Annotated in this window: 9 protein-coding genes; 4 read left to right on the forward strand and 5 right to left on the reverse strand. The window is 48.8% G+C overall.

The annotated features are described in order from the left end of the window. Window positions 1-421: 421 nt before the first annotated feature. Window positions 422-1,093 carry a DNA-3-methyladenine glycosylase I gene (locus tag ACTHY5_RS09285; protein ID WP_441878971.1) on the forward strand — a complete coding sequence of 224 codons (672 nt, stop codon included), beginning with the start codon at window positions 422-424 and terminating at the stop codon, window positions 1,091-1,093. Between the two features lie 39 nt (window positions 1,094-1,132). On the opposite strand, the gene ACTHY5_RS09290 is transcribed toward ACTHY5_RS09285, so the two are convergent. Next, window positions 1,133-1,747: an arylesterase gene (locus ACTHY5_RS09290; protein ID WP_441878973.1), complete on the reverse strand. Its 615-nt coding sequence runs from the start codon at window positions 1,745-1,747 to the stop codon at window positions 1,133-1,135. Here ACTHY5_RS09290 and ACTHY5_RS09295 point away from each other — a divergent pair. Both ACTHY5_RS09295 and ACTHY5_RS09300 read left to right on the forward strand, forming a co-directional pair. Then, window positions 1,746-2,429: an ABC transporter ATP-binding protein gene (locus ACTHY5_RS09295; RefSeq protein WP_441878975.1), complete on the forward strand. Its 684-nt coding sequence runs from the start codon at window positions 1,746-1,748 to the stop codon at window positions 2,427-2,429. The genes ACTHY5_RS09290 and ACTHY5_RS09295 overlap by 2 nt on opposite strands. Continuing rightward, window positions 2,422-4,896 (forward strand): ABC transporter permease, encoded by a 2,475-nt coding sequence (locus ACTHY5_RS09300; protein WP_441878977.1) that lies wholly within the window; start codon window positions 2,422-2,424, stop codon window positions 4,894-4,896. The genes ACTHY5_RS09295 and ACTHY5_RS09300 overlap by 8 nt, the downstream gene beginning before the upstream one ends. 38 nt (window positions 4,897-4,934) lie before the next feature. Here the strand turns inward: ACTHY5_RS09300 and ACTHY5_RS09305 are convergent, their stop codons facing one another. The 4 genes from ACTHY5_RS09305 to ACTHY5_RS09320 all read right to left on the reverse strand — a co-directional run bounded on the left by ACTHY5_RS09305 (window position 4,935) and on the right by ACTHY5_RS09320 (window position 10,286). Beyond that, window positions 4,935-5,843, reverse strand: coding sequence for a TIGR01777 family oxidoreductase (locus ACTHY5_RS09305; RefSeq protein WP_441878979.1), 909 nt, complete (start codon window positions 5,841-5,843; stop codon window positions 4,935-4,937). A 296-nt stretch (window positions 5,844-6,139) separates the two neighbouring features. Further along, window positions 6,140-6,640: a thiol peroxidase gene (gene tpx / locus ACTHY5_RS09310; protein WP_441878981.1), complete on the reverse strand. Its 501-nt coding sequence runs from the start codon at window positions 6,638-6,640 to the stop codon at window positions 6,140-6,142. 242 nt (window positions 6,641-6,882) lie between these two features. Next, on the reverse strand, window positions 6,883-9,054 hold the full coding sequence (gene pta, locus ACTHY5_RS09315; RefSeq protein ID WP_441878983.1) for a phosphate acetyltransferase: 2,172 nt from the start codon (window positions 9,052-9,054) through the stop codon (window positions 6,883-6,885). Between the two features lie 14 nt (window positions 9,055-9,068). Beyond that, window positions 9,069-10,286 carry an acetate kinase gene (locus tag ACTHY5_RS09320; RefSeq protein WP_441878984.1) on the reverse strand — a complete coding sequence of 406 codons (1,218 nt, stop codon included), beginning with the start codon at window positions 10,284-10,286 and terminating at the stop codon, window positions 9,069-9,071. 228 nt (window positions 10,287-10,514) lie between these two features. On the opposite strand from ACTHY5_RS09320, the gene yfbV reads away from it, so the two are divergent. Further along, complete coding sequence (gene yfbV / locus ACTHY5_RS09325) at window positions 10,515-10,955, forward strand: terminus macrodomain insulation protein YfbV (protein WP_441878986.1); 441 nt, start codon at window positions 10,515-10,517, stop codon at window positions 10,953-10,955. Window positions 10,956-11,165 lie beyond the last annotated feature (210 nt).

An 11,165-nucleotide genomic window follows, 5' to 3' on the forward strand; every position in this document is an offset into this window, starting at 1 on the left:
CATGTGATGGTCGGTGGAGTAGATCCCTTTATCCGCCCCTATACCACGAAGCTACCTGTGAATGGGATTAGCAGGCAGCTCGGAGCTTCAAGAGAGGTAACAGAGATCGGCTTCCACGACCGTGACAATGCCAGGGATGGCATTTCCCGAGCCCCCATGGATGGGTTTATGGCGTGTCGTGGAAGGTGACTCTGTTTCCTCTAGATCCAGCTTTAAATCAGATCACATTTTTACTTAGATTGGTATTACCCTATAAAGTCTTTTTCAGATCTTATCTCTATTGTTCCGTGTTCTTCCGTGGATTCCGTGGCGAAAAATTTTGATCAGTTAGTTTTACAGATTGTATAAGCAGCTCTGAAAGGACACTGGGTACTGGGCACTGTACTATATCGATATTAGTCTAATTAACGAGACGGTTTTTATGGAACATTTTAACGACATCTATCAACGGGCCAGTGCACGTCATGGCGGTGAAGCAATACTTAATACCCTTATTGCCTCACCTTTGGCGAGTGCCGAAGAGCTGGCAGCCATACCGGACGATCGCTGGTTGTCTTCTTTTACCATGAGTTTATTTCAGTCTGGTTTTGTGTGGCGAGTGATCCGTAATAAGTGGCCAGAGTTTGAGCGTGCTTTTTTTGGTTTCGATCCCGAAAAAATGCTGATGTTAGATGAGTCCCATTTTGAGCGGCTCAATAACGATACCGGCATTGTGCGTCATGCTAAAAAAATTGCCGCTGTGCCAGCCAATGCCCGTATGATTTTAGACTTGGGCCAGCCTTATGGTGGCTTTGGCGCTTTTGTTGCCCAGTGGCCAAAAGAGGACATTACTGGCTTGTGGATGATGATAAAAAAACACGGGCAATTATTAGGCGGTAATATTGGGCCTTATGGGTTACGCCGTTTAGGGGTCGATACCTTTGCTTTTACTGGCGATGTGAGTGCTTATTTACATCATCATCAGGTGGTGGAGGCGGGCTTGGGCAGTAAAAAGGGCATGCAACAAGCCCAAGCGGCTTTTAATGTATGGCACCAGCAAAGTGGTGCCAGCCTCACTGAAATTAGTAAAACCATCGCTTATTCTATTGGTTAAACAAGGGCCGTCAGCGATAAGCTTTCAGCCGTTAGTGGCTTACAGCTTGCGGTTATCCTTTAAATAGGGGGTTAAAAAACCATGCACTTGTTGCGCTATATGAGGCTGGGCGTTGGCGGTGGGGTGTAAGCCGTCGTCCATCATCATGCCGTCTTGCTCAATTAACGGCACCACAAAAAAGGGCAGTAATGGCAATGAGTGTTCTTTGGCGAGTTGAGTAAAAACAGCCTCGAACTGCTGTAAATAACGGCGGCCATAATTAGGGGGCAGTTTAATTTGGGTTAGTACTACTTTAGCGCCGGCTTGTTGAGCTGAGGTGATCATTGTTGCTAAATTTTGCTCAATAGAAGAAGGCGGTAAGCCGCGCAAGCCATCATTCGCTCCCAACTCCAGTAAGAGTAAGTTAGGCTGGTGCTCGGCAAGTAAAGACGGCAAGCGTTGCAAACCACCTTGAGTGGTATCACCGCTGACGCTGGCATTAATCACCTGTACGGCTTTTCCTTCTTGCTGCCATTTTTTCTCTAACAAGGGCGGCCAAGCTTGTTCGGCATTCATGCGGTATCCCGCGCTTAAACTGTCCCCTAAGATCAAGACAGTGTTAGCATGGGTAACAAACGACACTAATAGCAAGAGTAGCAAAAGGACACGAGGCATGACGGTATCTCCAATGATTAAGGTGGCTGAGTTAAGCCAGCGAGTTGCACTTGGCGAGCAGACATTGACTATCCTTGAGGGGATAAGCTTTGAAGTCAAGTCTGGGCAAAGCGTGGCCATAGTGGGCGCGTCTGGCTCGGGAAAATCGACGCTACTGGGGCTATTAGCCGGGCTAGATAGCGCCAGCGAAGGAGATATCGCCATTAACGACCAATGGCTGTCTACGCTCAACGAAGAGCAACGTGCCCAGCTACGTGGTCAGCATATTGGCTTTGTGTTTCAATCCTTTTTGTTATTGCCTACCTTAAGCGCATTAGAAAATGTGGCCTTGCCCGCCGAGCTACAAGGTAATAAGCACAGTCACCAACGTGCTCGAGCCTTACTAGAACAAGTGGGGCTTGGGTCGCGCATGGCGCATTTTCCGAGTCAGCTTTCTGGTGGTGAGCAACAGCGAGTGGCCATTGCGCGCGCCTTTATGACCGAGCCCGCACTCTTGCTCGCTGATGAACCTACCGGCAATTTAGACAGTCGTACCGGCGCACAAATAATCGAACTACTATTTGAGCTGAATCGAACCCACGGCACCACCTTATTAATGGTGACACACGACGAAGCGCTCGCTCAGCGCTGTGAGCGACGTTTGGTAATGACCGCGGGTCGCTTGGAGGAAGCCGATGCGTAATGTGAGCTTAGGCTGGGGGCTAGTATGGCGAGAAATTGGCAGCGGCCCGCTACGGTTATTTATGCTGGCGTTAGCATTAAGCGTGGCCAGCATTCTTAGCGTCACCTTGGTGGCCGATCGGTTAGATCAGGCGCTAACAGCGTCGGGGCGCGATTATATTGGCGCCGATCAGGTATTATCGGGCAGTCGCGCAGCCGATGACGCTTGGTTAAATGAAGCCCAGGCTCAAGGGCTGAGCGTCTCGCGAACCCAATCATTTCAAAGCGTGCTGTTTGCTGATGATAAACTGCAATTGGCCAGTGTGCGTGCAGTAGACGATGCCTTTCCGTTTTATGGCCAATTACAACTAGCGCCCCAAACGGCCATTACCCCCGGTAATATTTGGCTGTCGTCTCGATTGCTGGCGCTGTTAGCGCTCAATATTGGCGATTCACTTGAGCTGGGTAATACCGAACTTAGGGTGGCAGGGGAGTTAATTAAAGAGCCCGATCAAGGGTTTACGCCTGCATTGTTAGCGCCCAGAGCTATGATTCATATTGATGACTTGGCGGCGAGCGGCATTCATATGGCCGGTAGCCGGGTGAGTTATCGCTATTTGTTTAAGGGGGAATCTGATGCCCTCATGGCCTATGGCAAATGGCTGGCACCTAAGCTACAACAGGGCCAACAATGGCAGGGGCCAGATAATGCTGATACACCGGTGGCGCGCCCACTTGCCCGTGCTGAGCAATTTTTTCGCCTCGCATCACTGATAGGTGTGCTGTTAGGTATTTTGACCATGGCAATTGCGCTCGGTTATTTTTCATATCGTGAGCAAGACCGCATGGCGCTACTTAAAACCCTAGGGGCGAGTCGCCAGCGGTTGTTTGCTTGGCTGGCGCGGTTGCTGAGCAGTCTGTTCTTGATAGGCGCGTTATTGGGTGCCTTGGTGGGATATGGGTTACATAAACTGATCTTAGTGAGCCTAGGTGAAGTGCTAGCACTGCCGTTGCCCGCGCCTTCAATGACGCCCTTTGGGGTGGCGATGGGGATGGCGCTGCTCACCACATTGATGTTGTCTATTGTGCCCATGGTGCGCTTACTCAAGGTGCCGCCACTGCGAGTGCTGCGCAACGAAGTTGAAGCTCATATCTCTGTGGGCTGGAGTGTGGCCGTCTTGCTGGCTGGCACCTTTATATTAAGTGGACTGTTTGCCAATTCTTGGTCTTTGGCGGCGGGTTTATTAATTGGCCTCATTGCATTAGTGGCGATATTAGGCGGGTTATGTTGGTTAATGTTGACCTTAGTGCGCCGTATTGGGGGTGGCGTTGGGTTTCGATTAGCGGTGAATCGTCTACAAGGTGCTCGATTGGCGACCCTGATGCAATTTGGTGGCATTGCGCTGGCGCTATTTTTAGGCAGCTTGCTGTGGGTCGTACGGGGCGAGTTAGTCGATGGCTTTTTAGCCGAATTGCCCGCAGACACTCCCAATCGGTTCTTGATAAATATTGCCAGTGATCAGTTAGACCCAGTGCGCGAACGCCTCGATCAAGCCGGTTTAGATCGCTCGCAGTTTTATCCTATTGTGCGTGGGCGTTTAACTGAGATAAACGATACCCCCACTGCTGCTAATGTCGACCGCCCTGCGAGTCATAACAACCAGAGCCCAAGTGGCAGTGATAACAATGCCGGTAACACGGGCGGCGGCCGAGAGTTAAACCTCACCTATAGTGAGCAGTTACCCAAGGGCAATCGTCTGGTACAAGGCGAGTGGAGCAGCGAGGCGGGGGGGGTGTCGGTAGAGTCGGGATTAGCTGATCGTTTACAACTGAGTATCGGCGATAAGATTAATGTAGATTTAGCGGGCCAAAGTGTCTCTGCCCAAGTGCGTAATATTCGCGAGGTGGATTGGAATAGTATGAAGCCTAATTTTTATCTGATCTTTAGCCCAGATGTATTGGCGGACTATTCGCCAACTTGGTTGGCCAGTTTCTATTTGCCACCCAAACAACAGGCATTAGAAGTTGAACTGATCCGCGCCTTTCCCACCATGACCTTGTTAGATGTAGAAGCGATATTACAGCAATTGCGTGAGGTATTAGCGCAAGTTAGTCAGGCGCTATTAGTGATAATGGCCCTTGTTACGGGAGCCAGTGTGTTGGTGCTATTGGCTCAATTAGAGACGACTTTAGAAAGCCGCCGTCGTGAATTAGTGCTATTACGCACCTTAGGCGCGAGTGAGCGGCTAATGAAAGCCTCTTTACGTTGGGAGTGGCTGGCCGCTGGGGGTGTTGCTGGCCTAGCCGCAGCGGTAGGCGTAGAGCTTTGCGTGGCGATACTCTTGCCTCAGTGGATGGGACTGACATGGCAGCCCCATCCTTTACTGTGGTTTAGCTTGCCGTTACTGGGTAGCGTTTTATTACTGCTAGCCGGAAGGATGGGGGGCATTACCAGCACCAACCTAGTGAACCGATTGCGTCAATGGTAGAAAACATCGCTAGCAGCGGTAAGCTATATGCTTCCCGCTTAGCGCTGGGTACTGCTGTTTAGTGTCTCTTTTAGTGCTTTTTCAAGGGTGGGGTAGCGAAAATAAAAGCCGGCTTCTTGCAGTCGTACCGGCATGACTCTTTGGCCGGTTAATAGTAAATCGGCCATTTCGCCAAAGAGTAAGCGCATAGTCCAAGCAGGAATACGAGCAAAGTGCGGCTTGTTTAATACCCGAGCTAAGGTGCGGCTAAAGTTTGCATTTGTGACCGGCTCAGGGGCACTGGCATTAAAAGGGCCTTGGCACTCTTGATGCTCTAATAAAAACAACAGTAAGCTCACCACATCATCAATATGGATCCACGACATATACTGTTTGCCATGGCCAATGGGGCCCCCTAAACCTAATCGGTAGCTGGGGAGCATTTTTTTTAAGGCTCCGCCTTCATTGCCTATTACTACCGCCAATCTAACACAACACACTCGGGTATGTTCGCTGGCGGCCAAGTTAGCCAGTTGTTCCCACTTAGCACACACCTCATGGCTAAACTCAGCATGAGGGTGAGAGTCTTCATCCACTAAAGCTTCGCCTTGGCGGCCATAAAAGCCAACGGCCGAGCCACTGATCAACACTTTGGGTGGCGTGTGTCCGGCATTAAGCTTATTAACAAGCTGCTCGGTAATATGCCAACGGCTATGGCAAATACGTTCTTTTTGGGCGGGACTCCAGCGTTTATCTGCAATGGGCTCGCCTGCTAGATTAATAACGGCATCAAATTGGTCTAGGTTATCTAGCTCGTCAAGTGAAGCCAGCGCCTGAATATCGTGACCTAAACGTTGGTGCACTTTATTAGGCGTGCGACTAAGTACTGTGATGTGATGATGAGGTCGTAAATGATTCATGAGGCGCTGGCCAATAAAACCAGTTCCCCCTGTAATAAGTATGTTCATGATCCAATCCTCTTATCTAGCGAGTGGCTAGTGCTCAAATAGTCCCACTCACTGTTTCGCAATATGCAGAGCCAACAGGGGTGTTATTGAACGTATTGGGTTAGGTTAACAGAAAAGTGCCAGCAATAGGAAAAACACCTCGCTGCTAATGATAAGAGCCTAGGAGAGGGGGGACCAAGAAAAGTATCCGAGGTTATCCACATAAACTGTGAGTAAGTCTGTAGATTACCTCGGACATTAAAGCTAGCTTATTGATATTGCATCAAAAAAACTAACTGAGCAGGGATCCATCAGGATCATGCAAGCGCTGCAATTGCCGCGTCGTATGCAGGTTCGTCTGTAATTTCAGAAACCAGTTCGCTGTAGCTCACTTGGCCTTGTTCGTCGATGCAAACCACGGCACGAGCAGCAAGGCCGCGCAGTGGACCATCACTTAGGGCAACGCCGTAGGCATTCAGAAATTCAGCGTGACGAAACGCAGAAGCAGCTTGTACGTTTTCAATACCTTCTGCGCCGCAAAAGCGACCAAAAGCAAAGGGTAGATCCATAGACACACACAGTACCTTGGTATTGGAAAGAGCTGCCGCTTTTTCGTTGAAGGTGCGCACACTGGTGGCACAAACGCCGGTATCAACACTTGGGAAAATGTTCAGCAATACTTTTTGGCCTTTAAAGTCAGCCAAGCGAACATCATTCAAATCGCCATCGGTCAGTGTAAAGTCAGCTGCGGCTTGGCCTGCTTGTGGAAACTGGCCAGAAACAGCAACAGAATTACCCTGAAAAGTAACGGTAGACATGTATGACTCTCCTTGTTGTAAACCACGGTTATTAACAGTGTGGTTATTGATAGGTTATGTGAAAAAAGCATATTGAAGGGGTTAAGTTACCAGTTTTCACCATAAGGAAAAGGTTTTTATTTTTATAAGGGGGCTTGATTGCTGCAATATCGCCTTTATCGCGCCGATTAAGCACAAAAAAACACCCAGTGTCGCCACTGGGTGTTGATGATTGATGACGCAGGCGCTAAGCGCGCTTAGTGTTAGTGACTGCTTTTAGCTGCGGCCATTTGCGCGCCCTGAATGGCGGTAAGCGCTATGGTGTACACAATATCATCGACTAATGCGCCGCGCGACAAGTCATTAACAGGCTTGCGCATGCCTTGCAGCATGGGACCAATAGAGACTAATTGTGCCGAGCGCTGTACCGCTTTATAGGTGGTGTTGCCGGTATTAAGATCAGGAAAAATAAACACAGTTGCCTTACCTGCCACCGGTGAGTCGGGGGCTTTAGACTTAGCCACATTTTCCATAATGGCGGCATCGTATTGCAGTGGGCCATCTATAATTAAGTCTGGACGTCTTTCTTGTGCCAAGCGGGTGGCCTCTCGTACCTTAACCACTTCAGCACCTGTACCAGAGTTGCCGGTAGAGTAAGAGATCATGGCCACTCTTGGCTCTATACCAAAGGCGATAGCTGATTCGGCAGACTGGATAGCAATATCGGCTAATTGCTCGGCAGTCGGATCGGGGTTAATGGCGCAGTCACCGTATACTAATACCTGATCGGGCAGTAGCATAAAGAAGATGGAAGAGACCAAAGAGGAGCCCGGTGCGGTTTTAATGATTTGCAACGGGGGACGTATGGTATTAGCGGTGGTATTAATGGCACCCGACACTAAACCATCCACCTCATCTCGCTCTAACATCATGGTGCCTAACATGGCATTATCTTTTAACTGCTCTCGGGCCACAATATCGGTAAGGCCTTTGGCTTTGCGCAGCTCCACTAAGCGCTCCACATAATGTTCGCGTACATTATCAGGTTCAATAATATCGACCCGCTCATCTAGTACCACCCCCTGTTGTGCGGCCACGCGGGTAATTTCTTCTTTATTACCTAATAGCACAGGGCGGGCAATGCCGCGCTCTACACAAATAATGGCAGCTTTAATGGTACGAGGCTCTTCCCCTTCGGGAAGGACAATGCGTTTATCTGCACGTCGTGCCAGCTCTGTTAACTGATAGCGAAACGCGGGCGGACTTAGACGGCGGCTACGAGTGGAGGTGGCGCTAAGAGATTCAATCCAGTTTTGATCAATATGACTGGCCATGTAATCTTGCACCACCCCAATGCGCTGGCGATCATCGATAGGAATTTCGATATTAAAGTGCTGTAAGTTGACCGCCGTTTGCCAAGTATTGGTGTCGACCATCAAAATAGGCAGGCCGGTTTCCATGGCGCGCTGACACAAGTCCATGACCTCAGGGCCTGGGCGATAGCCGCCATTAAGTAATAAGGCACCAATTTTAACGCCATTCATGGCGGCTAAACACACGGCTATAATGACATCACAGCGATCACCTGAGGCCACTAACAAGCTGTCGGCCCGAAATAGCTGCGCCATGTTTTGTAAGTCACGGGCACAAAAGGTCACACTTTGTAACCGGCGAGTGTTTATCTCCCCCTCGTTGAGCACGCTGGCATTGAGGTGACGTGCTAAATCAATGGCGCGGGGAGCGACTAATTCGGTATTCCATGGCACACAACCCAAAATGCGCAGTGGAGATTTACCAAATACTTGTAACACCTCTAAATTGGGCGTGTATTGCTCAATTTTGTTATTGGGGTTAAACATTTCGGACAAGTCAGGGCGGGTATTGCCTTGTTCGTCCATGGGCGCGCCCATTTTATTAATAATACAGCCCACAATCTGCTTATTTTCGATGCCACCAAAGCTTGAGCATGCCAGTTCAATGCGCTCTTTCAGTTGTTGGCTAGTGTCGTTACCAGGCTGGGCAATAAACACCATATCGGCATCGAGTGCCTTGGCAACATCATAGTTAATGCGATTAGCAAAATGATGTTTATCAGTCGGAACTAAGCCTTCAACCACCACTACTTCGGCGCCGCTGTCGGTTGCGTGTTGCTCAACTCGCGCCACAACTTCCTCAAGCAATACATCAAGATCACCGCGAGAGATCATGCCTTCTGCATAGCTAAGGGCAAACGGCTTGGGCGGCTTAATATTAGAGCCATTGGCAATAACAGCGCTAGAGTGATCTTGCACCTTGCAGTTGTGACGGGGTTGCGACACAGGCTTAATAAAGCTGACATTAACCCCATTGCGCTCCATGGCATGTACCATGCCAAGGCTGATTGAGGTAGTACCCACACCGCCGCTAACGGGAATAAGCATGATTGTTCTAGCCATAAAATCCTCTTTTATTACGCTGTGAGAGTGTGGGCGCTGTGCGCCAGTTTTTGGGCATCTTGTGCAATCACCCATTCTTCGTTAGTGGGGATCACCCAAGCTGGAGTACTGTCTGGTGTTGTGACACAGGCAGTTTTACCAAAGCGCGCTTTTTCGTTGGCTGCTGAGTCAAGCTTAAAGCCTAATAAGCTGAGTTTTTCTAAGGTCATGGCACGGACTAAGATGGAGTTTTCACCAATACCGCCAGTAAAGACAATGGCGTCTAACCGGCCATCTAGGGTACAGGTGTAACCGGCAATATATTTTGCTAAGCGATGACAAAAGATATCCATGGCGCGTTTAGCTTCAGGCTCAGTGTCGTAGTGCTCAGCAATGTAGCGACAATCGTTGGTGTGGCCAGTAAGACCTAACAGACCTGACTCTTTGGTCAACAGGGTGTTAATGCTGTCTAAGCTGTAGCCTAAGTTGTCGTGCAAATGAAAAATAATAGCCGGGTCGATATCACCACAACGGGTGCCCATAATTAAGCCTTCAAGGGGCGTGAGTCCCATAGAAGTATCAACCGACTTACCGTTTTTAATGGCACACACTGAGGCGCCATTGCCTAAGTGACAGCTAATAATATTAAGCTCATCAAGAGGCTTATTAAGTTGCTTGGCAGCTTGTTGCGCGATAAAGAAATGGCTGGTGCCATGCATACCGTAGCGGCGAATATCGTGTTCTTGATACAGCTTGTAAGGGAGCGCATACAGATAAGCCGACTCCGGCATAGTCTGATGATAAGCAGTATCAAACACGGCTACCTGAGGCAAATCTGGAAAAGAGTTGCGGGCAGAGGCAATGCCAATTAAGTGAGCCGGGTTGTGCAAAGGCGCTAAACTTGCGCAGTCTTCAATCCCTTTTATAACGGCATCATCTATAATAACGGAATGCGTAAACTGCTCACCACCGTGTACCACTCTGTGTCCCACAGCCGTTAAGTGTTCCATTAACTCGGGGTGGGGGGTAAGCAAATTGTTGACGATAAAGTCTAGCGCCTCTTGGTGTGCCTTATTGGCACCTAAAGAAGCACTGTCTTTTTGACCATTTAAGGTCCAGCTAATGCGGGTATCTGGCTGATAAAAACACTCAGCAAGACCGGATAGCTTTTCGTCACCCGTATCGGCATTAAGAATGGCAAATTTAAGCGACGAGCTGCCGCAGTTAAGCACTAGAACCAGCTTGCTAGTCATCTGTAAACCTTGTCGTTAGATAAAAGATAAAGTTACTCTTCTAATTCGCTTCCTGCTTACAGGCTGTAGCCTGAACACACAGAAGTGCAAACCTTACAGGGATAATAACAGTAGGATAATCTCCGTCTAGTGGCGTAAAATATTATTAACAAGCCGCTTTTTTTATGTTATGTGTCGCAAAGCAAGTGTTGGTTTTTTAAGCTGAGCGGCCGCTTTTAAGGAGTCACAATGGGGACATTAACCAGTAAGTTACACAGAGGAAGTGCCTATTTGGCTGTATGGCCTAAAGAGCGGCAGTTGGCGGCTTTTTTTCCTGAGTATCGCATTGCCAGTGCCACGCGTTTAGGGGTAAGAGTCATGCCGGCCCTCATTGTACTGTGCGTATTAATGCAGTTTCAGTTTGGCGACCCACGCTTTTGGCCTGGGGTAGTGACCTCCATCTTATTTTTAGCCAGTTTACCCATGCAAGGTTTATATTGGTTAGGTAAGCGTGCCGATACGCCTTTGCCACCCACATTAGTGACTTGGTATCGTCGGCTATATGAGCAAATCGCCACCGCGGGCATTGCGATTGCCGAACCTGTGGCGCGCCCTTGTTATTTTCAGCTAGGCGAAGCGCTAAATGTGGCGTTTAAGCAGCTCGATAAATCTTTTATCCGTGATTTATAGTGTGAATTCTGTGGCATTTTCCTTGCAAATGCGCATTATTTTAGTGAGGCTGATACATACTTTTAATACCAATCTGTAAAACTAATTGATCAAAACTTTTCGCCACGGAATCCACGGAAGAACACGGAACAATAGAGATAAGATCTGAAAAAGACTTTATAGGGTAAGAGCCAAACACCCAACTATTTGTAGGGGAGCCCTTACCATTAG

The sequence above is a fragment of the Oceanisphaera sp. genome (assembly GCF_052084945.1).
Lineage (GTDB): Bacteria > Pseudomonadota > Gammaproteobacteria > Enterobacterales > Aeromonadaceae > Oceanimonas.